This window comes from Paracidovorax konjaci (assembly GCF_900112675.1).
GTDB classification, from domain to species: Bacteria; Pseudomonadota; Gammaproteobacteria; order Burkholderiales; family Burkholderiaceae_C; genus Paracidovorax; species Paracidovorax konjaci.
In genome coordinates this window covers 136,595-160,782 of record NZ_FOMQ01000012.1, presented here as the reverse complement: position 1 = coordinate 160,782, position 24,188 = coordinate 136,595, and the positions used below count along the sequence as shown (strand labels likewise).

Below are 24,188 nucleotides of genomic sequence, written 5' to 3'. Positions count from 1 at the left end.
GCTGGAGCGCGTCTACCAACCCGTCACCGGCACCAACCGGCCCAAGGGCTTCACCGAAACCTACACGCCCGCGGGCGCCGCCGCGCGCCGCACCGACGTGGTCTATGTGCAGGACGCCACCGGCGCCCTCACGAAGAAGGGCGACACGTATCTGCACTACGGCGCCGATGGCCGCATCGCCAAGGCGGGTGCGAGCAGCGACCCCGCCAACGCCCTGGCCGTCAGCTACACCACCAATGCCCATGGTCAGCGCGTGCTCAAGAGCGATGCGCGCGTTGCCGGCACCAACGCCGCCAGCGCCATCACCCTGCAAACGGTCTACGCCGAGGACGGCATCGGCAGCACCGTCCTGGGCCAGTACGGCAACCGCCGCAGCAACAACAGCGCCGCACCCGCCAGTGAAATGGACAGCACCGAGGTGATCTGGCTGCCCACCGCATCCGGCCCGCTGCCCGTGGCCGCGCAGATCAACGGGCGGCTGTACGCCATCGACGCGGACAACCTGAACACGCCACGGCGCTTGACCAACACCCAGGGCCAGGTGGTGTGGCAGTGGCTCATCACCGGCTTCGGCGAGGCCAACCCCACCACCGGCGCCACGGGCTATGCGCAGAGCGGCCAAGCCAGCGGCCGCAGCTACGGCGAGGCCGTGCGCTTCGACCTGCGGTATCCGGGGCAGGTGTGGGATGAAGAGACGGGGTTGAACTACAACCTGCACCGGTATTACGACCCGGCGACCGGGAGGTATATGCAGGCCGATCCGATCGGGTTGGCGGGGGGATGGAACCGGTTTGGGTATGCAAATGCAAATCCACTGTCAAAAATAGACCCCACTGGTCTTTGTCCATGGTGCCTCATCCCTGCATTACCTTACGTCGGTGAAATTGCCATTATCGGCGGTGCTTGGTGGGCGAGTCAAAACACCTACCAGGACAAAACTCCAAATAGAGGTAACCCAGGAGAATGGCACACCAACCCAGGTAGCGGACAAGAAAGGTTATATGGACCCGACGGAAGGCCTGCCGTCGACATTGACTGGGATCATGATCATGGGCAAGGTCGTCCGCATCCACATAACTGGGTTTCTCCTCAAGGACCAAGGGAAGTTCCTGAAAATGGATTTTCACCTTGGCCACGGGGACGAAAAAATCCTGCCGGCTGCAATTAAGAAGGCTTCACAATGACAAACACAGTTGCCATTTTAATGAATGGAGAGGTAAAAGCATTGAGAGAAGCTCTAGCCCCTTGCATGCCCGTTTGGATTCCAGATATTTTCAAGGAATCAATATTGAAAAATGAAAATCAGAATGAAGATCTGACTTATCAGACGACATGGTTTCCTTTAAGAGAAGGAGAAACAAGAGATAGCGCAGCGGCGCGAATCAGCTTTTCTCTAGATGATCATTACAACGAAGAAAGTCAAACAAATGGCTATCGATGCCTAATGATTTTTGGCGTGGCCTTTGATAGGACGAATTTTGCGGATTATAAAAAGCTTGGTTTCAGAAATTTTTATGCTACAGATTTTGGATTCATAGCTATGAAATGATATTTCTTTCAACACCTTGGGCAGGCTCAACTCTGAAACGCAACCCTAAAGATTTGAGCCCGCCCAGCAATCGCTATCAAAACAATAGCAAACTATTCAATGAAATCGGCGGCATGGACGTTAAAACACTTCAGAAATCCCTGCCCGCGTATTCCCATCCCCCTTTCGCCAACCCACCACCGGCGCCACCGGCTAAGCGCAGGGCGTGCAGGCCAGCGGTCGCAGCTATGGCGAGGCCGTGCGCTTGGACCTGCGGTATCCGGGGCAGGAGTGGGATGAAGAGACGGGGCTGAACTACAACCTGCACCGGTATTACGACCCGGCGACCGGCAGGTACATGCAGGCCGATCCGATCGGGTTGGCGGGTGGGTGGAATCCGTTTATTTATACAGGAGGAAATCCGACCTCCTTTATCGACCCGACTGGATTAGCCAGCGTAATGCTAGGAGGACAACCTTGGGAATCCCCCATGGTTAATAGCGGGTCGAGTCGCTCGCCAATGATTCCGCACCTCAGATAGACGACAGCGGATGTTTTTCCACGGACGGCGGGACGAGCATTTGCTCGGGGCCAAGACCTAGGTTCTGGGCCACTAAGCAGCTTATCCGAAGAACAATTGAAAGCGTTGATCGGCCCCTATCAAACACGACTACTCAGAGATATTTTTGGCTCAGGCACAGCAGGAGCAAACAATTCTCTTAATAATCTATCTCGCCCTGCCGGATTAACAGATCAATCGCTGTCCGCATATAAGGAATTAGCCAACCGTGCGATAAGCTCTTACGAGCAGACTGGCAGTACTGCTGGCGCTGCTCTACAGCGGCTTCGTCTAGACATATTGAACAGGATCGGAAAATGAGCTATTTATTAATTCCCAAGATCCCAGGCCAATCATCTATTGCAGACATTGATTCTGCTTGGACCACCTCGGCCGATATAACGCTCGATGGCTTTTTTTACGATCACCTCCTCACTACGGATGGCGCCTTTGCTGGCGTTCGTTATTGGATAGAGCCGGGTACGGTATTTGACAAACATCCAGTTTTTAGTTCTTTTCTAGAAGACGAACGGTTTCAATTCAATTCACAAAAAGGCTATGTTGATATTGTTTTCGACAGCGAAAATATTAAAAATCTCAGGATGGGCATGCTGAAAGTCCATACCGTTCAGGATTTTGGTGGTGAAAGCGTTGTAAAAAAAAGAAATCTAATCGGCATAGCCTTTGATCTGTAATTCAATGGGCTGAACTTCGCTGCCGTCCGGCGGACATCGCCGCAGGTTTGGTGAATCATTGCTGGCTTAAAACAGATACGACCGAAGCCAGCATGACTGAGCAAGCAGGTTGTTCCAGGGCTGGTAATGATGCAAGCGGGCTTCCTTTCCAGCATGTTGTTGTATCGGACCATGGATGCGATAAACCCACAATCGTTAAACCATTACCGAATGTCAATGAGGCCTGCGTAAATAATGAACTGCAAATTGTCAAACCATTAGGACGCTTCGCACCTCCATTTAATTCCTGCCAGACATTCACGCAAGATGTGATAGATCGGTGTTCACCAAGTGAAGTTAGCAAACCTTATGTTGGCTACCCTAGAGCCAGGAAATAAGCATCATGAAATTTTGGAAACTGCTGCTTTTGACCTTCATCCTGTGCTTGATCTCAGGAATTTTCTTGATGTGGTCACTGCAAACCGCATGGCTCGGGTCTTTCCCTGGAAAAGACAAAAATCTGTATTTAACATGGACAATATTACAGTTAGGCGCTGCTTTGGTAGCGATTGCAGCCAACATCACTCTTTGGGTGAAATATTGGCGTGGCAAAAAATAAAGTAAGAGCACGCAAATAATAAAGGGCGCTAAAAAAATACAACACCAAATGGCAAACTGTATTAATCATTTAAATCTTGCCAAATGAATCGAACAACGTTTTCATGCACAAGTCAGCCGCTATAATGGAATCCCTGAGAGGCCTACAAATGGAAACCAACCATTTTTGCTGCGAAAACCTGAAGAAACACGCCCTCTCTAGCGACATATTTTTAACGTATGTAGAGAAATTTCGCGAATATGGAATAGATTATCGTGACGAAGGAAGCTACCAAACGATAACCCATTGCCCTTGGTGCGGCACCAAACTTCCAAGTTCTTTAAGGGAGGAATGGTTTGAAGTTCTTGATGAAATTTCACTAGAACCAGAAGACTGTATCCCAGAAGAAATGCACAGTTCAAAATGGTGGAAAGCGAAAAATCTCTGATGCAAATAGATATGCACGATGTTGAGATTTTTTCTATAGAAATATCAGAAGATAAGAGTAGCGCCTCAATTAGATTTTCATCATTAGCGGGAGATAAAACTATTAAATTAATTGGATTAGTTGCCCTGAGGATTGAGGACTTCACCATGCAAAACATCGTGGAGCGAACACTCTCTTTTTCAAAGGGTGACTATGACGATAATTCAACCAATTACTGGTTGAATTGGGCAACGAGTCTTTCAGATGCGCATTCTTGGCTTTCTCATGAGATTAAAGAGAAATGGAAGGATCAATTAAAAACAAAGGTTCTTGATATGTGGGTTTTTATTCCCTCTACAGGTGCACAAATTGCAGCCGTCTGTACAGAATTAACTGTCAGTGAAAGATGATCTGCCCTTTGGTCAAGTGGTGGCGCCCTCAACTCTGACGTAACCGAGATTTCAGCCTGCCTGGCAATTGCTATCAAAAAAAGAGCAAGCTATTCAATGAATTCGGCGGCATGAACGTCAAAACACTTCAAAAATCCATGCCCGCTTCCTCCCGCCTCCCCTTTCGCCAATCCCACCACCGGCGCCACCGGCTACGCGCAGAGCGGGCAGGCCAGCGGCCGCAGCTATGGCGAGGCCGTGCGCTTCGATCTGCAGTATCCAGGGCAGGTGTGGGATGAAGAGACGAGGCTGAACTACCTAATGCCCCTCAAAACAGAGGCGCGCACTTTAATGACCAATGCGGTAGCCACTTCGATTGCCAAGATGATTCAAAATTTTGAACAAGCGGGTTGGAATAGCTCAATCCTTTCAAATTTGAAAAAACACGAACTCAAAGGATTAGAGTGCTCTTCCATCAATATGGACGTGTATGCATCAGCAAATTCGGCATGCAGGTGGATTCGTGGAATGTTTCCGCATAAAGAAAGCTTTGTACTCTATGGAAACGACGCTTGGCAACCAAACACAAGAATCTCCAACCATAAAAAATTCTGGGGCCTCTTTGATCCCAAACACAAACCGAAAAATGAATTTTCATGGAGCGAGCAATCCGAAGATGGAATGAAATTTTACGGACTTGCGCCCATAACAGAAAACGAATGGCTCCTAAGATCTTCCATACTGGAGAGAGAAAATACCTGGATACTTCTAGGACAATTTAACACTCAACTTTTGGAGAAATATTTCCCCTCAGGCTGGAGTCTCTCCTCAGGAGAAGTTATCCCAGCCAATCTTTTAGCCTTCTCCAAAGAAACAAACACTTTTCTTCTAAGATTTTTCGGCCCCGCAAACGACCTAAAACAAGGCACGGTCATTATCGGAAATCAATTGTCCATCGATGACCTCAGCATTTATATAAAGGCCAGTCAACGCATTTGATTAACTAGCACCTCTTGAAACCATCCATTCGGCGACATGGACGCTGGAAATTCACAAATCCATGTGAGCGTGCACCGCCCAACATGCTCACGTTTCAGGCCTGAAGAAATGCGTTCAAGTTGACTCTTAAGTTACATCTTGGTTACCCAAAACCACATTAAGAATCGCTGCCTCCATTACATCAGAGAGGGACGCTATGAGAGTGCGGGCAATTCTATTTACATTGATCGCCACAGGTACGGCACCAGCATTTGCCTGGACGCCGAATGACCCCTATTTCAAACCGGTGCCGGTGTCCGACGCAAACCCGGTTGTGCCGCGCAGGCAATGGGGTCTGTCGGTAATGAACTTCGATTGGGCTTGGAACACGACCCGGGGCAACGCTTACGTGGGTGTGCTGGACGCGGGCATGCCTGGCAATCTCAAAGTGGTTGGGATGCGCGAGAACGGCTTGAAAATTGTGTCATTTGAGCCGCACGAGGATCTCATCGCCAATGTTCGTACGCAGTTTTCCAGGACACCCTATGTGCAAAACGTGGACACGTCCCGCCCGCTCGCCGAGGACAGGAGTTGGCATGCAACCCACGTGGCAGGGATTATCGGTGCTTCGGCAAACAATGGTATTGGCATAGCCGGTGGGTGCCCAACTTGCAGCATTGCCGCATTTCCAATCGCCCATACTTGAGAAGGACTGTACTTGCAACCCTTGGAAGGTGAATTCGGCGCTTACAGCGAGGCCCTCACCCGCGCAGTCTATTCAGGGATGCAAGTCATTAATTGGAGCGGCGAACTGCCCAACGACGACAACCATACCAATCACAACTGCAATGTGCCTACCGCGAATTTGAGTCCAGTATGCACCGCAGTTCAATTGCTCAAGGACAGAGACGTCCTGCTGATTCAGGCAACGGGTAATTTCTCCAAAACACGCTCACCGTTTCCAAGCAACATTCAGGAGAACCAATCCACCATATTGGCAGTCGGGGGCACCTCTTCCAGAGAACCTGGTCCTTCAATGGGCGGACTCAGCCCAGGCGCGTTGTGGCGGCTGAATGCCACCGAAGGATCCAGTTGGACAGGTTTTGACGGCGTGGTAGCACCTGCAGATGGGATAGTTTCTACGGTTCCGCGATATCCCGGTTCAACCGCTGATTACTATCCGGCTTACAAATGCGGTGACTTTGCCAACGACAGGTCTGCCGAAGGAAATTTCTCCCGAATCGGGGACGGCTACGGGTCATGCTCAGGTACCTCCATGGCTGCTCCACATGTGAGCGCCTTGGCTGGTTTGATTCGTTCTGTCAATCCGCTGCTGTCGGCACAAGCGGTACGAAGCATCATTCAAAATAGCGGAAACAATGCTTCCAACCGGATGGAGCAAATAGGCTATGGGCTGCCAAACGCTGGGCTTGCACTGGTGAAGGCGTCTACGACGAACCCCTCGAAACTGACACCGCTTTTCTCCTTTTACAGCGTCGAGCGTGTCGATTCCTTTTATACGACTGTCCCGCAGATGGCCAGCGCTGCGTTGACAGGCACATTGGAGCCGCGGCAACACTGCCCTTTGAGCGCTGCACAATGTGATTTGGAAACGACGTTCAAAAGCTATGACTCCGCATACGGCGCTGGAATTACTGATTGGGGAAATTCATACGGACCTTATACGAAGTTCCCAGGCGTCGGGAATGGCAGCACGAAAGCGCCTCAGGCAGAAGTCTGGGTATTTACTACCCCCGCAAATCCCAAGTCTGCTGCAATCCCCTTGGCCCCTTTGGTTCGAATGAGTTGGATTTGCCCGAGCGCACAGGCCAATACGGTTTGCCAATCCACGAACGGGCACCATGCCGATACGACCTACACCACCGATGACGATGGAATCGCGGCCTATATCGGCGTCGGCTACAAGGTTGATGGCATCGAAGGATACATATACCCGAAGAGCCTGCCCCAGCCAGCAGGTACGGTTCGCCTGATGCGGAAATACAACCCGACAAGAGACGATCACGCGATATTCCCAGAAACCAAGGCTGGCTATATGGCCGGGCTCGGCTATACAGTGGACTCGGGCGCTGAATGGTTAGGCTATGTATACCCGAATAATGGCCCTGTTCCCTTTATTCAATAAACGGTAGATCAGATCAATGGCCCGCAACAGCGGGCCTTTCTTTTTAGTTCTGCATTCTGAAAACCAGTTGGGTGGTTGAGGGGAACATTTCACAACCCATCCCAGCCTCCGCGGCCCAGGCCGCCTGAGCCACACCCAGCGGGGAACCTCCAAAAACCATCGAAGTCGGGAGTTCGAGCGCCATCACCCGTTGATTGGCAAGGACGCTGAATCGGGTTGCGTAGCCTCACTGGTCCTCAAAAAGATCCCGCATCACCCCCGCCCCTCCCGAGCGCCCGGCCGCAGGCGCTGCCCTCGCCTCCTCCTCCGTCAGCAGATTCCCCACGCGCACGCCGAGCAGGCGCAGGCGCTTGTCCAGCGGTACGCGTTTTAGGCATTCCCCCGCCGCGCGGCGGATCGTTGCGGCGTCCTGGGTGAAGGTGGCGATGGTCTGGTCGCGCGTGGCGATCTTGAAGTCGTCGTAGCGCAGCTTGATGCCGATGGTCTTGCCCATGTAGCCCTTGCGGCGCAGGTCTTCGGCCACGCGTTCGCACAGGTCGGTGAAGATGCGGCCGAGTTCGGCGCGGTCGCGCACGGCGTGCAGGTCGCGGTCGAAGGTGGTTTCGCGGCTCATGGAGACGGGCTCGCTCTCGGTCACCACGGCGCGGTCGTCGCGGCCCCAGGCGGCCTCGTGCAGCCAGGCCCCGTAGGCCTTGCCGAAGGTGCGCACCAGCCAGTCGCGCGGGCGCGCGGCGAGGTCGCCGATGGTGTGGATACCGAAGGTCTGCAGCTTGGCGTCGGCCTTGGGGCCGATGCCGTTGATCTTGCGGCAGGCCAGCGGCCAGATGGCGGGCTCCAGGTCCTGGGCGTGGACGATGGAGATGCCGTTGGGTTTGTTGAATTCGCTCGCCATCTTGGCGATGAGCTTGTTGGGCGCCACGCCGATCGAGCAGGTGAGGCCCGTGGCGTCGAAGATGCTCTTCTGGATGAGCCGGGCCAGCGCGCGGCCGCCGTCGCGCTGGCCGCCGGGCACGTGGGTGAAGTCGATGTACACCTCGTCCACGCCGCGGTCTTCCATGACCGGGGCGATGGTGAGGATGATGTCCTTGAACTGGCGCGAGAAACGGCGGTACGACGCGAAGTCCACCGGCAGCAGGATGGCCTGGGGGCACAGCCGCGCGGCCTTCATGAGCCCCATGGCGGAGCCCACGCCGAATTGCCGCGCCGCATAGGTGGCGGTGGTGATGACGCCGCGGCCCGCGTAGTCGCGCAGCAGCGGGAAGGCGGCGATGGGGATCTCGGCCTCGCGGCCCGCGTAGGCCTGGGCGAGCGCGTCGTCCTCGTGGCGGCGCCCTCCGCCGATCACCGCGGGCAGGCCCTTGAGCTGCGGATAGCGCAGCAGCTCGACCGAGGCGTAGAACGCGTCCATGTCCAGGTGCGCGATGCGGCGCGGCAGCAGTCCGGCAGCGGCGGCTGGTTCGGGCGCGGCCGGTCCGGACGCAGCCGCCCCGGGCGCGGCAGGCACGGCGGGCAGGAAGGACGGGTCGGGGGGAGCGCTCACGCACCGCATTGTGCCGCGCGCCCCGCGCCCGCACGTCGAGGGCAAAAATGCCCCCATGCCGCCGGATCCATTGAAAAGATTGCTATCAGATCAATAGCAACCGTGCCGCAGGGGCCGGGCGCTGCGTTCAGCGCACGGTGATGACGTCGCGGTGCATCGGGGCCAGCAGCGCCAGCAGGCGGCTCTGCTGGGTGAACGGCACGCCCTCGGCGTCCATGGCGGCCTGCAGCAGTTCCACGAGCGCGTTGAAGTCGCTCTTGCGGATGGTGAGGTCGGCGTGCGCGGCCTTCATGTCCGCGCCCTCGTACACGCAGGGCCCGCCGGTGAGCACGCAGATCTGGTCGGTGAGGCTTTCCTTGAGGGCCTGCGGCTTGGTTTCCTTGAAGATCGGGCCGATGCGGGGGTCGCGGAATGCCGTGTCCACGAGGCGGTCCATGATGCGCGCGATGCCCTCCTTGCGGCCGAGCGCGTCGTACAGGCCCGCGGGGATGCCGCCGGCCGGTACGCTGGCCGAGACGCGCGGGCCGGAAGCCGGGGCCGGCTGGGCCGCCGCCGGCAGCGGCGCGGCCAGGGCCGCGAGGGCGCCGGCCACCGCGATGCCGCGCCATGCGCGGCGGGCCGTGGAAGCAAGGTGGAAGGCGTTGGCCATGGTGCTGCGCTCCGGTGCCGTCATCGTCGTCATCGTCGTCGTTGCCATCAGTACGCCGCCTGCAGCGACACATAGGCCCCGCGCTGGCGGCGGAAGGCCGTCACGCCCGGCACGACGCGGCCCAGGTCCACGTAGGCCAGGGTGACCGAGAGGTGCTTGCTGGGCGCCCAGACGATGAAGACGTCGCGCCAGTCGTCCTCGCGCAGGGCATCGCCCAGGCCCGCGGCACGGCCCAGCGCGCGCAGGTTGTCGGGCTTGAAGCGCCACTCCGCGCCGATCGCGAGGTCGCGGCGCAGCAGGTAAGCGACGGAGAACTCGGGCTGCAGCGTGCGGGCCGACTTGCCCGGCCCGCGCGCGCCGAAGCCCAGCAGGCCGTTCTGGTTGGCGTTGGTGGAGCGCAGCGTGGCATGCACGAGCAGGTTGCGGTCGAGCAGCAGCTTGGTGGCGCTCAGGTAGACATCGGTGCCTTCGGTGTCGGCCCCCAGGAACTGGATCACGCCGCCGGCCGATGCGGGGTGCAGGCGCTTGTGCTCCACGCCCACGGCGATCTGCGGCATGGGCGAGTCGCTGTCGAGGATCGCATCGCCGAGCAGCCGCACCTTGGCGCCGACGATGTCCATCTTGAGATGCAGGGCGGGCTCGATGCCGAAAGGCGCCACGCCGTTGAGCGCCACGGCGGGCGCGGCGTCGAAATCCTGCTTGGCGACGGACAGCTCCACACGGTCGTAGAGGCCGACCGCCAGGCCGGAGCTGGTGAGCCCGAAATCCCGCGTGCGCAGCCGTGTGGTGAAGGCGCTGACGCCGATCTCGCCCTCGGTGGCATTGGTGCCGATCACGGCCCAGGGCGTGAGCCCCCCGCCGGCGGCGCCCGAGATGGAACTCACCCCGCCCGTCAGGGGCAGCTTGCCCGTGTCGGCCACGGCGGCGACGGAGAACGCCAGGCCCCAGCAGGCCAGAGCCGGCGCGCGGAATGCTCGCTCAGCGAGCCTGCGGCGAAACGTCATGGACCAAACCTCCCGCGGCGAAGTATGCCAGCGCCGGTGCGTTTTCGGACCCGTGGTTTCCTGGAAACGGGCCGCGCCGACGCGTGGGCGGTCACGTCATGCGTTCGATGAGTGCGCCCTTGAAGAGCACCGGCCCGGTGGGTCCGCGCTCGCTCGGCACGCCGCCCTGGGGTTCCAGGCTGATCGCGAGGGCCGGCACGCCGTGCACCGCGCTTTCGGGCGCGGGCAGGGTGAGCACGGCCTGGCCGCCGAGCACGCCGAGCGAGCGCGGGCCGCCGCCGGGCGGCAGCGCCCACAGCTGCAGCGATTTATCACTGGCTTCTCGGTAGCCGCCCACGCGCTGCAGCACCAGGGCATTCTTCTGCGCGTCGAAGGTCACGAGCATCGAGGGCGCGGCCTGGTCGTCGGCCAGCACGGCCACGTAGCGCACCTGCGGCGTGGCTTCGAGCTGGCGGCGCAGCTCGGCGATGTGCGCGCCGCTCTCGGCGCGCAGCCGCTCCTGCAGGCCCGCGCCCACCACCAGGGCGGCCACGGTGGCCACGGCGCCTGCCAGCGCGGCACCGCGCCACAGCGCCAGGCTGCGCAGCCAGCCGCCTTCGGAGGGTGCGGCCGGCGGGCGGGCGGCGGAGCGCTGGGCCCGCACCGCCTCGCGGGCCTTCTCGGCCTCGATGAGGTTCTGGATGCGCAGCCACACGGCCGGCGGCGGGGTCTCGGCCGCCTGCAGTTCGGTCAGGCCGGCCCAGCGGCCCTGCCATACCAGCACGGCCGCGCGCACCGTGGCGTGGTCGCGCGCCAGGGTCTCGAAGCGGCGCCGTGCGCCGCCGCGCAGGGTGCCCAGCGCATAGGCCGCGGCCAGGCGCTCCAGCAATTCAGGGTGGCGATTCAGGTCCATGGACGTCCTGCCTTCACGCGTAGCGCGCCATGCATTCGCGCAGCTTTTCGAGGCTGCGCCGGATCCAGGTCTTCACCGTGCCCAGGGGCAGGTGCAGCTGCTCGGCAAGCTCGCCATGGCTCATGTCGCGCAGGTAGGCCAGGCTCACCACCTCGCGCTGGCGGCTCTCCAGCCGGCCCAGGCACTGGTGCAGCGCGGCGGCCTCCTGGCTGGCCTGGGTGATGTCGGCGGGGGTGGGGTCGCCATCCTTCAGCGTCTGGGCGACCTCGTCGTCGAACTCCTGGGTGAGCTGCGCGCGCTCGGAGGAGCGGCGGCGCAGGTGGTCGAGCGCCCGGCTGCGCACGATCAGGCCCATCCAGGCGAGCGGCGGGCTCAGGGTCTCGCGGTAGGTGCCGGCCACGCGCCAGATGGTGATGAAGGCCTCCTGCAGCACGTCCTCGGCCGCATCGCGCCGGCCCACCACCCTCAGGGCCAGGCCGAACAGCCGCGACGACGTGTGGTCGTAGAGGCGCTTGAGGGCGGTGTCGTCCCTCCGCGCTACGCATTCGATGAGTTCCATCAGTTCCTGGTCCGTGCAAGGCGTGCTCATCCGCCCATTGTGATCGAAGGACCCGGCGTTTCCACCCGGCCCCAGCCCATGCACGGCAATACGGAAACCACCTGCCGGTGGATCCAAACCCCTGGCCCCTCCGGGAAATCCCGCAGGCGTGAATCCATTCGGGCCGGGCTATCGTAAAGGGCGCTACGGCTCCCACAAAACCAGAACACCAGCGCCAGGGAGCCCGCGCCGGACTTGCAGCGGCGCGGTCGGATCGGAGGCTCTCCACCGCACGTACTCACCTTTCGTTTTGTCTGATCGTTCCATTCCAACCACCAAGGAGTTCCCTATGCGAGTCCACCTTCCCCTTGCCATCGCCGCCACCCTGGGCCTGGCCGCCTGCAGCCACATGGGCGGGGCTTCGATGACGTCCTTCTCCCAATCCGGGCTGCCCGCTCCCGTGCAGGTGCCCGCCGGCCACAAGGTGGCCATGGAAACCGTGGGCAAGGGCGACATCACCTACGAATGCCGCGCCAAGAAGGACATGCCGTCCGACTACGAATGGGTGTTCGTCGGCCCCGATGCGCAGCTGTGGGACCGCAAGGGCACCGCGGTGGGCCGCTACTGGGGCCCGCCCGCCACCTGGGAGAACAAGGACGGCTCCAAGGTGACCGCCACGCAGGTGGCCGTGGCCCCGGCGGGCACGGGCAACATTCCGCTGCAGCTGGTCAAGGCCAACCCCGCCATGGGCGCGGGCGCCATGCAGGGCGTGACCTACATCCAGCGCGTGGCCACGCAGGGCGGCGTCGCTCCTGCCATGGCCTGCGCGGCCGGCAATGCGGGCCAGAAGCAGGTGGTGAAGTACCAGGCCGACTACATCTTCTACAAGATGGGGTGACGAGAGGGGCCGCCCTTCGAGGCGCCCTGCCATGTGCGGCAACGCGCGGCACGTGCAGAAAACCGAAAGCCCCGGCGGCGCCAAGCGCTGCCGGGGCTTTTTGATTGGGGCTCGCGTCCGGAGGAGCCGCGTCAGCCGTTGCGGGAGAGGCGGAACATCGCCACGGTGTCCACGAGCTGCTGGGCCTGGGACTTGAGGCTGCCGGCCGCGGCGGCGCTTTCCTCGACCAGCGCGGCGTTCTGCTGCGTGGCGGTGTCTATCTGGCTCACGGCCTCGCCCACCTGGGCCACGCCGGCGCTCTGCTCGGCGGTGGCGGAGCTGATCTCGCCCACGATGCCGCTCACCTTGCGGATGGATTCGACGATCTCGTCCATGGTCGATCCGGCCTGGTCCACCAGCGCGGTGCCATTGGCGACCTGCGACACGCTGGCCGTGATGAGTTCCTTGATCTCCTTGGCGGCGGAGGCGCTGCGCTGCGCGAGGCTGCGCACCTCGCCGGCCACCACCGCGAAGCCGCGGCCCTGCTCGCCGGCCCGTGCGGCTTCCACCGCGGCATTGAGCGCCAGGATGTTGGTCTGGAACGCGATGCCGTCGATCACGCCGATGATGTCGCTGATGCGCGAGGAGCTGACGTGGATGCCGCGCATCGTCTCGACCACCTGCTGCACCACGGTGCCGCCCTGCATCGCCACGCCGGCCGCGCCGCGGGCGAGTTCGTCGGCCTGGCGCGCGCTGTCGGCGTTCTGGCGCACGGTCGATCCCAGCTCTTCCATCGAAGCCGCGGTCTCCTCCAGCGCGCTGGCCTGGCTCTCGGTGCGCTGGCTCAGGTCGGCATTGCCCTGGGCGATCTGCACGCTGGCGCTGGCCACGCTCTCGGCATTGAGGCGCACGGTGCCCACCACCGCGCTGAGCTTGGCGGTCATCGCCGCCAGCGCATTCAGCAGGCGGGCCACTTCATCGCGGCCACGGGCCTCGACGCGGCTGGTCAGGTCGCCGTCGGCCACCGCTTCGGCCAGCCGCACGGCCTCGTCGATGGATTGCGTGGTGGAGCGGGTGATCATCACCATGACCCACAGCGCCACGGCCGCGAGGCCCGCCAGCACGGCGCCCAGCACCACCATGCCCTGGCGCAGTTGCGCGATCTGCTTGTCGAGGGAGTCCTGCAGCACCTCGAAGGCCGTGCCCACGAGCATGAACTGCGTGTCGATGATGCGGGTCATGCGCGCCACCCACTCGGGCGAAGGCATGCTCAGCGTTTCGGCGCGGATGATGTTGTCGTCGGCCAGCTTGAAGCCCTCTTCGGCCGCGGCGATCGCGGCATCGCGGGCCTTCTCGACCGACGCCGGCAGGTTGCCGCCAGCGGCCAGCTCGAGCGACTTGCGCGCATCGCCGTAGTACTTGCGCACACGGTCGGACAGGCTCTCGATGCGGGCGCGCTCTTCGGGTGCCACTTCACCACGGGCCAGCACCAGCGCGCCGCGGGCCCGCATCTGCCCCAGCGATTCGGTCAGTTGCGGCAGGTAGGCCAGCACGGCCTTCTGCAGGTAATGGGTGCGCATGTCGGTGTCGCGCGCCAGGCCCGAGCTGTTGGCCACGTCGTCGATCAGGCTGAGCTGCCGTTCGATGAGGGCGGCATGCTGCACGTTGCTGTCGGCGCCGCGGATCGTCTTGCCCGACACGGCCGACGACAGCGTGCGCCAGTCGCCGCGCACGCGCTCCAGCCGCTGCCCCAGCGCTTCGTCCTGCAGGCCGGCCAGCGCGTCCTTCACGCGCCCCAGCGAGGCATCGACCTCCGCCTGCTTGGCCTGCCGCGGAGCGGAGGCCGTTTCCGCGCCGCCCAGGAAGGAGGCCGACAGGCCCCGGTGCTGCTGCGTGAGCTGCAGCAGAAGCAGCATTTCCTTGGCGGGGGCCAGGCCCGCGCGTTCGCGCACGGCCGTGTCTACCTGGGCGAGCGTGCCGCGCATGAGCAGCACGGTGGGCAGCAGGAACATGGCGAACGCGATGAGCCCGATCAGTACGAACTTGCGTGAGAACTTCAGATTTCCGATCCACGTGGTCATTTTTTTGCAACCTTGAGTAACGTGATCGCACTTTTCCGATACGGCAAAAATGGATGCACGCGCAGCAGAAAGCCCCATAAATGTGACAAAACGCCCCACGATGGGGCGCATATGCACCAATTTTAGGCTGTCCAGATAAAAATCTGATGTAGGTCAACCGCCTGCCGCCGGCTACGCAGGGTCAAATAAGATACTTTTTGTTGCTTTCGAGCGAAAACTGGCAGGGTGCGCCACTGCCGGGCCGGGTGCGCCAGCCGGCGAGGCCCCACCCCGCGGGGTGGGGCGCTTCCTCACTGCGCGAAGGTGCCGGGCAGCAGGATGGACCGGTCCACGCGGTGGATGTCGGTGTGGCCGCAGAAGGCCATGGTGATGTCCAGCTCTTTGTGCAGGATCTGCAGCGCACGGGTCACCCCGGCCTCGCCGTAGGCGCCCAGCCCGTAGAGGAAGCTGCGCCCGATGAGCGTGCCGCGCGCGCCCAGGGCCCAGGCTTTCAGCACGTCCTGCCCGCCGCGGATGCCGCCGTCCATCCAGACCTCGATGCCGCCGCCCACGGCGTCCACGATGCCGGGCAGCGCGTGGATCGACGACGGCGCCCCGTCGAGCTGCCGCCCGCCATGGTTGCTCACGATGAGCGCATCGGCACCGCTCGCCACGGCCAGGCGCGCGTCTTCCGCGTCCATGATGCCCTTGAGGATCAGCTTGCCGCCCCAGCGCTTCTTGATCCATTCGATGTCGTGCCAGTTGAGCCGCGGATCGAACTGCTCGGCCGTCCACGCGGCCAGCGACGACATGTCGCCCACGCCCCGGGCATGGCCCACGATGTTGCCGAAGCTGCGCCGCTTCGTGCCCAGCATGCCGAGGCACCACCGCGGCCTGGTCGCCAGGTCGAGCAGATTGGCCAGCGTGGGCCGGGGCGGGGTGGAGAGGCCGTTCTTGATGTCCTTGTGGCGCTGGCCCAGGATCTGCAGGTCCAGGGTGATCTGCAGCGCCGAGACGCCGGCCGCCTTGGCGCGGTCGATCAGGCGTTCGACGAAATCGCGGTCGCGCATCACGTACACCTGGAACCAGAAGCCCGGCCCCGCGTGCTGCGCCACGTCCTCGATGGAGCAGATGCTCATGGTGGAGAGCGTGAACGGCACGCCGAAGGCCCGCGCCGCGCGGGCGCCCAGGATCTCGCCGTCGGCATGCTGCATGCCCGTGAGCCCGGTGGGCGCGATCGCCACGGGCATCGCCACCGGCTGCCCGACCATGGTGGTGCGCGTGGTGCGGTTCTCCATGTTGACGGCCACGCGCTGGCGCAGCCGGATCTTCTGGAAGTCTTCCGAATTGGCGCGGTAGGTGCTCTCGGTGTAGGAGCCCGAATCGGCATAGTCGTAGAACATGCGCGGCACGCGGCGCTGCGCGACGGCGCGCAGGTCTTCGATGCAGGTGATGCGGGACAGATCGGTCACGGGAAACGCTCCTGGGTCATTGTTCTGGTGCGGGCGTGCGGATCCGCCGGCGCGAACGCACGGGGCATCGTACCGGCGGCCCCCCGGGGCCGGTGCTGAAGACTTTTCCGCGCGGCTGAGACTTTTTGCACGCGCCCCGTTTCCGCCCCCGGGTTCGCACCACGGCGAAGGCTTTCGCCCCGCGCCCCGGGCGCCGAGTCTTCCTTTCTTAAATTCCCTCCAATGGAAAGCACAACGATCTCCGACAAGCTTCCACGGCACCCCACCGCCATCCACCGAAGAAAGCCGGTCATGAAAAAACAAGACACCAACACCATGAAGAAGATGCTCTCCTCCAGCCTGGTCGCCCTGGCGATCTTCGCCGCCGCGCCCATGCCCTCCGCGCACGCCCGGGTCATCGGCACCGTGAACGTCGGGTTCACCCTCAAAACGAACCACGAACCCACGCCCCAGGAGATCTGGAACGCGACCTAGGGCCGGGCCTGGACGCTGTGCCGCCAGCACTCCCTGGACACCAAGTCCCTGAGCCTCAACGGCACGGTCGGCGCCTGGGCCCTTCAGAGCAACGGCTTCTCCAACACTGCCTCCTGGAACTGCCACAACACCGTCGTTCCGTCGTAATCCTCCCTATCGCCGTGCGAGCGCCACGCCCGCGATGGCCACGGCGAACCCCGCGATCTGCAGGCCCGTGAGCGTCTCGCCGAAGAGGGCCCAGGCCTGCACGGCCGACAGCGGCGGCACGGCCAGCACCAGGGCCGCCGTGCGCGTGGCCTCGCCATGGCGCATCAGCCAGATGAGCAGCGTCGCGCCGCCGATGGACAGCACCAGCACGGCGTACGCGAGGTAGCCCCACAGCAGCGGTGAGCCGTCCCAGCGCGGCGTGCCGAAGACCAGGGCCAGCGGCACCAGCACCGCGATGGCGCCCAGGTTCTGCACGGCGCTCGCGCTGCGCAGGTCGCCCGCGGCCAGGGGCGATTTCTGCACCATCGACCCCACCGTGAGCGCCAGGATGCTGCCTGCCGCCGCCAGCAGCACGGGCAGCGAAAGCCCCGCCGCGCCGGCGCTCACGGCCAGGCGCGGCCACAGGACCATGGCCACGCCGCCGAAGCCCAGGACCAGGCCCGCCCAGGTGGCCGGCTTCAACCGGCCCTGCAGCACCGTGACCGCGATGAGCGCCGTGAAGAGCGGCTGCAGCGCCCCGATGAGCGCCATCACGCCGGCCGGCAGCCCCTGCGACATGGCCCACCAGCTCGGCCCCACGTAGAGGCCGCTCATGAGCGCGCCGGCCGCCAGGTGCAAGGCGATGCGCCGCGGCCCGCGCGGCCAGGCCACGCGCGCCCAGAGCGCCGCGGCGCCGAACAGCACGGCCACGCCCACGAAGCGCGCAGCCAGGAACCAGAAGGGATCGGCATGCGCCGAGACGCCCCGGCCCACCAGGAAGCCCGTGGACCAGATGACGACGAAAAGCAGGGGAGCGAGGGCGTTCATGGGATCACCGGCATGTCGCGCGCGGGGTTGCGCTGCGCGGCAGACAAAGAAAGGACAAGGCAGGGCGCGGGGCCGCGCATCGCGGGCGCGCGCGTCACCGCTTCAACCCCGCGCCGCGCACCTCGAAGCTGATCGTATCGAGCACCCGCCCGGCACCGTCCACGAGTTCCACCCGGTGGCGGCCGGGCCACGGCAGCCAGGCCCACTGCATGCCGCGGCCCTGCACGCGGCCGTCGATGCGCCAGCGCAGGTCGGCGCGCTCGCCGGCCGCCGTGGCGGCGAACTGCAGGCGCTGGTGGGTGGGCGGGATGTCGGGGTCCAGCGCCACGATGGTGCCCGGCGCGGGCGCGAGGATGCGCGGCGCGGGGGCCTGCAGGCCCTCTCCGGCATCTGCAGGCCCCCCTGGCGCAGATTGGAAAGGTTTTTGGCCGGATGCCGCCGATTCCATTGAATTCTTTGCTACTGAATCTATAGCAAACAAGGTCTGTTGCGTACCCGCGATGAACCACTCCTGCCGGGCGCTCTCCAGCAGGCGCGTGCCCCCCGGCTCGGGGCCGAAGCGCACGGCGGCCTGCACCAGCCCCGGCGGCGGCGCGGGCGCGCGGCTGCGCACGCCGGCGCGCCCGGCGCCGGCGCCGTGCAGCCAGCCCATCACCTCGGCCCAGATGGGCGCCGCGCCGCTGGTGCCGCTCACGTCGTGCATGGGCGCGCCGCTGGCGTTGCCCACCCACACGCCCACGGTGTAGCGCTGCGACCAGCCCAGCGCCCAGTTGTCGCGCATGTCCTTGCTGGTGCCGGTCTTCACGGCGCTCCAGAAGCGCGTGGCGAGCACGCTGTCGGTGCCGAAGGTGCGCGCCCGGGCGTTGCCGTCCGAGAGGATGTCGCCCACGATGAAGGCAGCGCGCGCATCCAGCGCCGGGGCGGCCGCCGGCGCGCGCGCAGCGGTCGCGCCGGCACCGGCGGCGGCGGGACGCAGTGCCACCGGCCCGGCCCGGCCGCCGTTGGCGAGCGCCCGGTAGGCGTTGGTGAGGTGCAGCAGCGGCACCTCCGCGCTGCCCAGGGCGAGGCTGAAGCCGTAGTAGTCGCCTGTCTCGCGCAGCGGCAGGCCCAGCGCCCGCAACTGGCGGAAGAACGCATCGGGCGTGACCATGGCCAGTGTGCGCACCGCCGGCACGTTGAGCGAGGCGGCCAGCGCCGTGCGCGCCGACACCCAGCCCTTGAACTGCCGGTCGTAGTTCTGCGGGATGTAGAGGCCCGAGGCCGTGGGGATGTGGGCGGGCGAGTCCTCGATCAGCGAAGCCGCGGTGAGGCGGCGCTGCGCGATCGCCTGCGCGTAGAGGAAGGGCTTGAGCGTGGAGCCGGGCTGGCGCGCCGCCAGCACGCCGTCCACCTCGCCCGCCTGGCTGAGCAGGCCCGAAGACCCCACCCAGGCCAGCACCTCGCCGGTGGCGTTGTCGAGCACCACCACGGCGCCGTCCTCGACGTTGCGGCCGGACAGCTCCCGCAGGTGCTGGTGCAGCGACTGCACGGCCACGCGCTGCAGCGGCGCGCTGACGCTGGAGCGCACCGTGGCCGGCACGGGCCCCTCCTGCCGCGCGAGCAGATAGCGCGCGAAATGCGGCGCCATGCCCTCGCTGGCGGCGTAGTCGCGGCGCTGCAGGGCCGCGGTGACGAACAATTCGAGCGCATCGCACTCGCCGGGCGCCGGGGCGGCGGCGCCCGCCCGCGGGCCTGCGCCCAGGGCCCGCAGCACCCCGCAGGCGCGCTGCGCCACGAGTGCCGGCCGGGCATTGGGCGCGCGCACCAGGGCCGCGGCCACGGCCGCCTCGCGGTCGTCCAGGCCGTGCGGCGCCTTGCCGAACAGCGTGCGGGAGAGCGCGTCGATGCCCACCAGCTCGCCGCGGAAGGGCACGAGGTTGAGGTACGCCTCCAGGATCTGGTCCTTGCGCCAGCGCCGCTCCAGCACCTGGGCCGCCACGGTCTGGCCGACCTTCTGCACCACCGTGCGCCCGCCGGGGCCCTGGCGCCAGTCGCCGTCGAGCAGGCCCGCGAGCTGCATGGTCAGCGTGGATGCGCCGCGCGTGCGCTGGTTCCAGAGGTTGCCCCAGGCCGCGGCCGATACCGCGCGCCAGTCCACGCCGCTGTGCTCGTAGAAGCGCCGGTCCTCGCTCAGGACCAGCGCCGTGCGCAGCGCGGGCGAGACGTCGTCCAGGCCCGTCCAGGGGCCGCGCCGCACGGTGGCATCGGTGCGCAGGCGCTGCAGCACCTCCCCCTCGCGCGACAGCACCAGCGTGTCGGATGGGCGGTGGTCGGCACGCACCTCGGCATAGTCCGGCACGGCGCGTGCCGGCAGTGGCGCGGCGAGGGCCAGGCACAGCAGCAGCAACCCGCCGCCAGCGCGCGTGGCAGGCCGCCCCGCGGACGAAAAACGGGTCGCAAGGGCAGAAAGGAATCGGCAAGGCATGGGGGAGCGCAGGCTACCACCGTGCGCGCCGGCCACGCGGTCCCCGGGCGGATACCGGGTCACGCCGCGCCGCCCCAGCGGCGCCATGCCCACAGGCCCAGGCCCGTGGCGGCCGCGAGCCATACGGCGACGAACAGCACCGCCATCGCCACGCTGCGCGGCCGCTGCGCCGCCTCCTGCGCGCGCTGGCGGGCCCGCGCCCGCACGGCCGGCGGCAACAGCCGCATCACCAGCGCCAGGCCCAGGGGCACCAGGATCACGTCGTCCAGATAGCCCAGCACGGGGATGAAGTCCGGAATCAGGTCGATGGGGCTCAGCGCATAGGCGGCTACGCCGAGCGCCAGCAGCCGCACGGCCCAGGGGGTCTCGGCATCGCGCGCGGCGAAATAGACGGTCAGGGTCTCGGTCTTGAGCCGACGGGCCCACTGGCGCAGGGTGGCGATGGCGGACATGGAAAAACCGCTGCGCGCGGGCGCAGCGGTGCAAGGGACTGGGGGAGAAGCCCCGATTCTGGCGCAGCGGCGGTCAGAAGGACTCCCAGTCGCCCTGCGCGCCGGGCACGGCCAGGGCCGCCGGCGGCATGAAGCCCGGCTGCGCCGGCGCGGCGGCGGGACGCCGTGCCGGCGACGCTGCGGCCGTCACCCGCGGCCGGGGCGCCTTCGCGGGCACCGCCGTGCGTGCCGGGGCCGCTGCCACCGCGGGCGCGGCGGCAGCCATGGGTACGGCCGTGGCGGAGGCGGAGGAAGCCACGGCCAGCCCCGCCTGCAGCCGGAACACGCCCACGGCCTGCACGAGGTCCTGCGCCTGGCCCTGCAGGCTGGACGCGGCTGCGGCGATCTCCTCGACCAGCGCGGCGTTCTGCTGCGTGGCCTGGTCCATCTGCACGACGGCCTCGCCCACCTGGGACACGCCCGCGCTCTGCTCGCTGCTCGCCGCGCTGATCTCGCCCATGATGTCCGTCACGCGGCGGATGCTGCCCACCACTTCGGCCATGGTGCTGCCGGCCTGGTCGGCCAGTTGCGCGCCGGCCTCCACGCGCTGCACGCTGGCCGTGATCAGGGCCGCGATCTCCTTGGCGGCCGAGGCGCTGCGCTGCGCGAGGCTGCGCACCTCGCTGGCGACCACCGCGAAGCCGCGGCCCTGCTCGCCGGCCCGTGCGGCTTCCACCGCGGCATTGAGCGCCAGGATGTTGGTCTGGAACGCGATGCCGTCGATCACGCCGATGATCTCCCCGATGCGCCGCGAGCTGTCGGTGATGCCCTTCATCGTGTCCACCACCTGCGCCACGACCACACCGCCCTGCTCCGCCACGCTGCTGGCCGCCTGCGCGAGCTGGTTCGCCTGGCGGGCGCTGTCGGCGTTCTGCGTGACCGCGGAGCCCAGCTCCTCCATCGAGGCCGCCGTCTCCTCCAGCGCGCTGGCCTGGCTCTCGGTGCGGGAGGACAGGTCGGAATTGCCCTGCGCGATCTGCGTGCTGGCCGATGCCACGGATTCGCTGCCCTGGCGCACGCGGGAGACCACGCGCTGCAGGGAGTCGTTCATCTCGCGCAGGCTCTCCAGCAGCAGGCCCACCTCGTCGCGGGACTGCACCTCGATGCGCTGGGTGAGGTCGCCGGCGGCAACGGCACGGGCCACTTCCACCGCGCGGGCCACCGGGCGGGTAATGGATCGCGTGACCCAGACGCCCAGCAGCAGCGCCACCACGAGCGCGAGCGCGGAGCCGCCCAGCTCCACCACCAGGGTGGTGGTGCGCGCCGCATCGGCATCGGCCATGCGCGTTGCGAGCAGCGCCTGCTCGGCGCGCGAGAAATCCGCCTGCAGGCCACGGAACGCGTCCATCGCCGCCTTGTCGCGGGCCCGGCGGAATTCCGCCACGAATGCCTCCAGGGGCATGGTGCCGGCGTCCACGTCGCGGCGCTGCGCCTGCAGCGACTGCATCACGGCCACGAAGTCCGCGTGGCGCGCCTGCAGCTCGTCCAGCCGCCGCTGCTGGGCCGGGTTGTCGGATGTGAGCGTGCGCAGTTCCTTCCACGCGGCGGCATAGGCCTCGCGGCCTTCGTTCCACGGCCCGAGGAAGGCCGTTTCGCCGGACAGCAGGTAGCCGCGCGCGCCGGTTTCCATGTTGACCATGGCCAGCAGCATCTGCTGGGCACCATCCAGCACCCGGTAGGTGTGGGTGTTCATGGTCTCCGCGTCCTTGAGGCGGTTCTGGCTGCTGACCGCCACGCCGATGACAAGCAGAAAAATGCCGATCACGCCGCCGAAGGCGAGCGCGAGGCGGCGGGCCAGGGGCCACTGGGATGGGTTCATCGATTCACTCCGGTGTGTTGATTCCGCCCCCCCGGCCGCTCCGAACGCCGTGACCGCGCCCACGGGAGCGATCCGCAACATTCAGGTACCGGAGGCACTAGAGTGATACTAGATTTACAAAAAAACGCGCCTTGTCAGCAAAAGGCGCACGCGGCTGTGGCGCAACCGGCCGCCGCGCCCCCACTCGGGCGGCAGCCGGGTGCTCTCCGTCAATTCTTGGTGGCAGGATCCCAGTGCTCGGCGATGCGGCCGTTCTGCAGCCGGAACATGTCGAACCATGTGGAGGTGTAGGTTTTCGAGGCGTCCTGCGGGTCGGGCAACTGGCGCGCGAACACCAGCGTGACGATGTCGCCCTCGGCCAGGATGCGCACCAGGGGTGCCCGCACGCGGGGCTGGATGGGGGTGCGGGGGACCACTTGGGCGAGGAAGGCCTTGAAGGGCTCGCGCCCTGTCGCCACCAAGGGGTTGTGCTGGATGTAGTCCTCGGCCATGTAGCGGTCGGCCAACTCCACCTGCCCCGATTCGAAGACTTCGCGCCAGAAGTCGTATACGAAGCGCTTGTTGTGGGCAAGCACCGGGTTGTGCGACCACAGCAGCTTTTCATGGTTCGGCTCCTCGGTCACCGGCACTTGCGCATGGGCGGCCAGGGGAAGGACGGCGGCGATGGACAGCACCACGCCGGACAGCAGTTTCTTGAGCGACATCGGCAAACTCCCTGCAATGAATGGGCTGCCGTTATAAATGGAATTCCGCAGATCGGAACGATTCCAGCCGGAAACAAACGTGAAGACATGCAGGCCTCGGACGGCCCGATCCCCAGTTTTGATCCGCCTCAACGCCTGCGAACAAGCGGCCGGGCACACTGGCCGCCACCCCCTTCCGGCCTTCGCGCCATGCAACGGAAATTCCCAGACCACCCCGCCCACCCCGAGAGAATCTGCTGGGGCTGCGACCGCTACTGCCCCGCCGGATCGATGGCTTGCGGCAACGGATCGGACCGCACCCCGCATCCGGTGGAGCTGTTCGGTGACGACTGGCGCGATTGGAAAGGCGGCCGCCCTGCGGGGCCCGCCGCGACTGCAGGGCACGCCGAAGCCATCACCGCACACCCTGCCGCCTGAACCGCCCCGGCCGACCGGCGATCACGCGTTGGGCCGGTCTCCGCGGATGTGGAAGTAGCGGTGCGTGTCCTGCCGCCGCACCCAGCCCATGCGCTCCCAGAAGGCCAGGCCCACCGCGTTGGTGCGGTAGATGTCGATGTTCGACTTGAAGATGCCTTCACGCTCCAGGGCATCCAGGCAGTGCTCCACCAGCGCCTTCGCAATACCCTGGCGGCGGTGCTCCGGCACCACCAGCAGGTGCTGCAGAGAGCCGCGCCGACCGTCGTGACCTGCCATGAGGCACCCCACGATGCGGCCCTGCGCCTCGGCAACGAAGCTCAGGCCCGGATTGCGCGCCAAGTAGCGCGCCGTGGCCTCGCGCGAATCGGCCTCCCGGACCGAGACGCCGGGCGTGGCCTGCATGAGCGCGAGGACCGGCGCGTGGTCGTCGAGAGCCATGGGACGGATGGAAGGCCTGTGGGGCATGGGTGCGGT

General features: G+C 64.8%; 25 protein-coding genes and 1 pseudogene. 13 read left to right on the top strand and 13 right to left on the bottom strand.

The window, feature by feature from the left end; genetic code table 11:
* The 10 genes and pseudogenes from BM144_RS23630 to BM144_RS23805 form a co-directional block, all read left to right on the top strand.
* On the top strand, nucleotides 1-1,168 hold a 1,168-nt coding region (locus tag BM144_RS23630; RefSeq protein WP_139225760.1), incomplete at its 5' end, for an RHS repeat-associated core domain-containing protein.
* Nucleotides 1,169-1,180: 12 nt separating this feature from the next.
* On the top strand, nucleotides 1,181-1,549 hold the full coding sequence (locus BM144_RS22900) for a hypothetical protein (RefSeq protein ID WP_139225758.1): 369 nt from the start codon (nucleotides 1,181-1,183) through the stop codon (nucleotides 1,547-1,549).
* A gap of 205 nt (nucleotides 1,550-1,754) precedes the next feature.
* Nucleotides 1,755-2,069, top strand: a complete 315-nt coding sequence (locus BM144_RS17360) for an RHS repeat-associated core domain-containing protein (RefSeq protein ID WP_092955027.1) — start codon at nucleotides 1,755-1,757, stop codon at nucleotides 2,067-2,069.
* A 335-nt stretch (nucleotides 2,070-2,404) separates the two neighbouring features.
* Nucleotides 2,405-2,782 (top strand): hypothetical protein, encoded by a 378-nt coding sequence (locus BM144_RS22895; RefSeq protein WP_139225757.1) that lies wholly within the window; start codon nucleotides 2,405-2,407, stop codon nucleotides 2,780-2,782.
* 382 nt (nucleotides 2,783-3,164) lie between these two features.
* A complete protein-coding gene (locus BM144_RS22890; RefSeq protein ID WP_139225756.1) occupies nucleotides 3,165-3,380 on the top strand; it encodes a hypothetical protein in 216 nt (71 codons plus the stop codon).
* Between the two features lie 148 nt (nucleotides 3,381-3,528).
* A complete protein-coding gene (locus tag BM144_RS22885) occupies nucleotides 3,529-3,807 on the top strand; it encodes a DUF6980 family protein (protein ID WP_139225755.1) in 279 nt (92 codons plus the stop codon).
* Entirely contained in the window at nucleotides 3,783-4,196 is a 414-nt protein-coding gene (locus BM144_RS22880; RefSeq protein WP_175526056.1) for a hypothetical protein, read from the top strand. Before BM144_RS22885 ends, BM144_RS22880 begins: the two co-directional genes overlap by 25 nt.
* Before the next feature lie 237 nt (nucleotides 4,197-4,433).
* Nucleotides 4,434-5,174, top strand: coding sequence for a hypothetical protein (locus tag BM144_RS22875; protein WP_139225753.1), 741 nt, complete (start codon nucleotides 4,434-4,436; stop codon nucleotides 5,172-5,174).
* Between the two features lie 196 nt (nucleotides 5,175-5,370).
* Nucleotides 5,371-6,555, top strand: a pseudogene (locus tag BM144_RS23810) (S8 family serine peptidase); the annotation flags it as partial.
* Complete coding sequence (locus BM144_RS23805) at nucleotides 6,547-7,299, top strand: hypothetical protein (protein WP_434802680.1); 753 nt, start codon at nucleotides 6,547-6,549, stop codon at nucleotides 7,297-7,299. The pseudogene BM144_RS23810 and the gene BM144_RS23805, both read left to right, overlap by 9 nt.
* Nucleotides 7,300-7,525: 226 nt before the next feature.
* Here BM144_RS23805 and BM144_RS17350 read toward each other — a convergent pair whose 3' ends face one another.
* From BM144_RS17350 to BM144_RS17330, 5 genes are all read right to left on the bottom strand, one after another.
* Nucleotides 7,526-8,848, bottom strand: a complete 1,323-nt coding sequence (locus tag BM144_RS17350; RefSeq protein WP_092955023.1) for a Y-family DNA polymerase — start codon at nucleotides 8,846-8,848, stop codon at nucleotides 7,526-7,528.
* Nucleotides 8,849-8,966: 118 nt separating this feature from the next.
* Nucleotides 8,967-9,536 (bottom strand): group I truncated hemoglobin, encoded by a 570-nt coding sequence (locus BM144_RS17345; protein WP_353615078.1) that lies wholly within the window; start codon nucleotides 9,534-9,536, stop codon nucleotides 8,967-8,969.
* The gene (locus tag BM144_RS17340; RefSeq protein ID WP_092955021.1) at nucleotides 9,536-10,492 is read right to left on the bottom strand and encodes a DUF3034 family protein; all 957 of its coding nucleotides are present in this window, start codon (nucleotides 10,490-10,492) and stop codon (nucleotides 9,536-9,538) included. The genes BM144_RS17345 and BM144_RS17340 overlap by 1 nt, the downstream gene beginning before the upstream one ends.
* 91 nt (nucleotides 10,493-10,583) lie before the next feature.
* On the bottom strand, nucleotides 10,584-11,384 hold the full coding sequence (locus BM144_RS17335; protein WP_092955019.1) for an anti-sigma factor: 801 nt from the start codon (nucleotides 11,382-11,384) through the stop codon (nucleotides 10,584-10,586).
* Nucleotides 11,385-11,397: 13 nt separating this feature from the next.
* On the bottom strand, nucleotides 11,398-11,973 hold the full coding sequence (locus BM144_RS17330; RefSeq protein ID WP_092955017.1) for an RNA polymerase sigma factor: 576 nt from the start codon (nucleotides 11,971-11,973) through the stop codon (nucleotides 11,398-11,400).
* A gap of 298 nt (nucleotides 11,974-12,271) precedes the next feature.
* Here BM144_RS17330 and BM144_RS17325 point away from each other — a divergent pair, with 298 nt between their 5' ends.
* The gene (locus BM144_RS17325) at nucleotides 12,272-12,820 is read left to right on the top strand and encodes a DUF3455 domain-containing protein (RefSeq protein ID WP_092955015.1); all 549 of its coding nucleotides are present in this window, start codon (nucleotides 12,272-12,274) and stop codon (nucleotides 12,818-12,820) included.
* A 131-nt stretch (nucleotides 12,821-12,951) separates the two neighbouring features.
* Here BM144_RS17325 and BM144_RS17320 read toward each other — a convergent pair whose 3' ends face one another.
* Nucleotides 12,952-14,880, bottom strand: coding sequence for a methyl-accepting chemotaxis protein (locus tag BM144_RS17320; protein WP_092955013.1), 1,929 nt, complete (start codon nucleotides 14,878-14,880; stop codon nucleotides 12,952-12,954).
* A gap of 290 nt (nucleotides 14,881-15,170) precedes the next feature.
* A complete protein-coding gene (locus tag BM144_RS17315) occupies nucleotides 15,171-16,331 on the bottom strand; it encodes an alpha-hydroxy acid oxidase (RefSeq protein ID WP_092955011.1) in 1,161 nt (386 codons plus the stop codon).
* A 291-nt stretch (nucleotides 16,332-16,622) separates the two neighbouring features.
* Between BM144_RS17315 and BM144_RS17310 the strand changes: the two genes are divergently transcribed.
* A complete protein-coding gene (locus tag BM144_RS17310; RefSeq protein ID WP_092955008.1) occupies nucleotides 16,623-16,805 on the top strand; it encodes a hypothetical protein in 183 nt (60 codons plus the stop codon).
* 153 nt (nucleotides 16,806-16,958) lie between these two features.
* Here BM144_RS17310 and BM144_RS17305 read toward each other — a convergent pair whose 3' ends face one another.
* The 5 genes from BM144_RS17305 to BM144_RS17285 all read right to left on the bottom strand — a co-directional run bounded on the left by BM144_RS17305 (nucleotide 16,959) and on the right by BM144_RS17285 (nucleotide 23,297).
* The gene (locus BM144_RS17305) at nucleotides 16,959-17,819 is read right to left on the bottom strand and encodes a DMT family transporter (protein WP_092955005.1); all 861 of its coding nucleotides are present in this window, start codon (nucleotides 17,817-17,819) and stop codon (nucleotides 16,959-16,961) included.
* A gap of 94 nt (nucleotides 17,820-17,913) precedes the next feature.
* The gene (gene pbpC / locus BM144_RS17300; RefSeq protein ID WP_092955069.1) at nucleotides 17,914-20,283 is read right to left on the bottom strand and encodes a penicillin-binding protein 1C; all 2,370 of its coding nucleotides are present in this window, start codon (nucleotides 20,281-20,283) and stop codon (nucleotides 17,914-17,916) included.
* 59 nt (nucleotides 20,284-20,342) lie between these two features.
* Nucleotides 20,343-20,735, bottom strand: coding sequence for a YkvA family protein (locus BM144_RS17295; RefSeq protein WP_092955002.1), 393 nt, complete (start codon nucleotides 20,733-20,735; stop codon nucleotides 20,343-20,345).
* 73 nt (nucleotides 20,736-20,808) lie between these two features.
* Nucleotides 20,809-22,593, bottom strand: coding sequence for a methyl-accepting chemotaxis protein (locus BM144_RS17290; protein WP_092954999.1), 1,785 nt, complete (start codon nucleotides 22,591-22,593; stop codon nucleotides 20,809-20,811).
* Nucleotides 22,594-22,802: 209 nt separating this feature from the next.
* A complete protein-coding gene (locus tag BM144_RS17285; RefSeq protein ID WP_092954996.1) occupies nucleotides 22,803-23,297 on the bottom strand; it encodes a nuclear transport factor 2 family protein in 495 nt (164 codons plus the stop codon).
* A 189-nt stretch (nucleotides 23,298-23,486) separates the two neighbouring features.
* Here BM144_RS17285 and BM144_RS17280 point away from each other — a divergent pair, with 189 nt between their 5' ends.
* Nucleotides 23,487-23,714, top strand: coding sequence for a DUF3079 domain-containing protein (locus BM144_RS17280; protein WP_092954993.1), 228 nt, complete (start codon nucleotides 23,487-23,489; stop codon nucleotides 23,712-23,714).
* A gap of 21 nt (nucleotides 23,715-23,735) precedes the next feature.
* On the opposite strand, the gene BM144_RS17275 is transcribed toward BM144_RS17280, so the two are convergent.
* The gene (locus BM144_RS17275) at nucleotides 23,736-24,152 is read right to left on the bottom strand and encodes a GNAT family N-acetyltransferase (RefSeq protein WP_217644354.1); all 417 of its coding nucleotides are present in this window, start codon (nucleotides 24,150-24,152) and stop codon (nucleotides 23,736-23,738) included.
* Nucleotides 24,153-24,188: the final 36 nt, after the last annotated feature.

Bases quoted from the DNA above. Each gene is read 5' to 3' on its own strand.
- BM144_RS22900 (WP_139225758.1), top strand. From the start codon at position 1,181: ATGACAAACACAGTTGCCATTTTAATGAATGGAGAGGTAAAAGCATTG.
- BM144_RS22895 (WP_139225757.1), top strand. From the start codon at position 2,405: ATGAGCTATTTATTAATTCCCAAGATCCCAGGCCAATCATCTATTGCA.
- BM144_RS22890 (WP_139225756.1), top strand. From the start codon at position 3,165: ATGAAATTTTGGAAACTGCTGCTTTTGACCTTCATCCTGTGCTTGATC.
- BM144_RS22885 (WP_139225755.1), top strand. From the start codon at position 3,529: ATGGAAACCAACCATTTTTGCTGCGAAAACCTGAAGAAACACGCCCTC.
- BM144_RS22880 (WP_175526056.1), top strand. From the start codon at position 3,783: ATGGTGGAAAGCGAAAAATCTCTGATGCAAATAGATATGCACGATGTT.
- BM144_RS23805 (WP_434802680.1), top strand. From the start codon at position 6,547: ATGGAGCAAATAGGCTATGGGCTGCCAAACGCTGGGCTTGCACTGGTG.
- BM144_RS17350 (WP_092955023.1), bottom strand. From the start codon at position 8,848: ATGCGGTGCGTGAGCGCTCCCCCCGACCCGTCCTTCCTGCCCGCCGTG.
- BM144_RS17345 (WP_353615078.1), bottom strand. From the start codon at position 9,536: ATGGCAACGACGACGATGACGACGATGACGGCACCGGAGCGCAGCACC.
- BM144_RS17340 (WP_092955021.1), bottom strand. From the start codon at position 10,492: ATGACGTTTCGCCGCAGGCTCGCTGAGCGAGCATTCCGCGCGCCGGCT.
- BM144_RS17335 (WP_092955019.1), bottom strand. From the start codon at position 11,384: ATGGACCTGAATCGCCACCCTGAATTGCTGGAGCGCCTGGCCGCGGCC.
- BM144_RS17330 (WP_092955017.1), bottom strand. From the start codon at position 11,973: ATGAGCACGCCTTGCACGGACCAGGAACTGATGGAACTCATCGAATGC.
- BM144_RS17325 (WP_092955015.1), top strand. From the start codon at position 12,272: ATGCGAGTCCACCTTCCCCTTGCCATCGCCGCCACCCTGGGCCTGGCC.
- BM144_RS17320 (WP_092955013.1), bottom strand. From the start codon at position 14,880: ATGACCACGTGGATCGGAAATCTGAAGTTCTCACGCAAGTTCGTACTG.
- BM144_RS17310 (WP_092955008.1), top strand. From the start codon at position 16,623: ATGAAAAAACAAGACACCAACACCATGAAGAAGATGCTCTCCTCCAGC.
- BM144_RS17305 (WP_092955005.1), bottom strand. From the start codon at position 17,819: ATGAACGCCCTCGCTCCCCTGCTTTTCGTCGTCATCTGGTCCACGGGC.
- pbpC (WP_092955069.1), bottom strand. From the start codon at position 20,283: ATGCCTTGCCGATTCCTTTCTGCCCTTGCGACCCGTTTTTCGTCCGCG.
- BM144_RS17295 (WP_092955002.1), bottom strand. From the start codon at position 20,735: ATGTCCGCCATCGCCACCCTGCGCCAGTGGGCCCGTCGGCTCAAGACC.
- BM144_RS17290 (WP_092954999.1), bottom strand. From the start codon at position 22,593: ATGAACCCATCCCAGTGGCCCCTGGCCCGCCGCCTCGCGCTCGCCTTC.
- BM144_RS17285 (WP_092954996.1), bottom strand. From the start codon at position 23,297: ATGTCGCTCAAGAAACTGCTGTCCGGCGTGGTGCTGTCCATCGCCGCC.
- BM144_RS17280 (WP_092954993.1), top strand. From the start codon at position 23,487: ATGCAACGGAAATTCCCAGACCACCCCGCCCACCCCGAGAGAATCTGC.
- BM144_RS17275 (WP_217644354.1), bottom strand. From the start codon at position 24,152: ATGGCTCTCGACGACCACGCGCCGGTCCTCGCGCTCATGCAGGCCACG.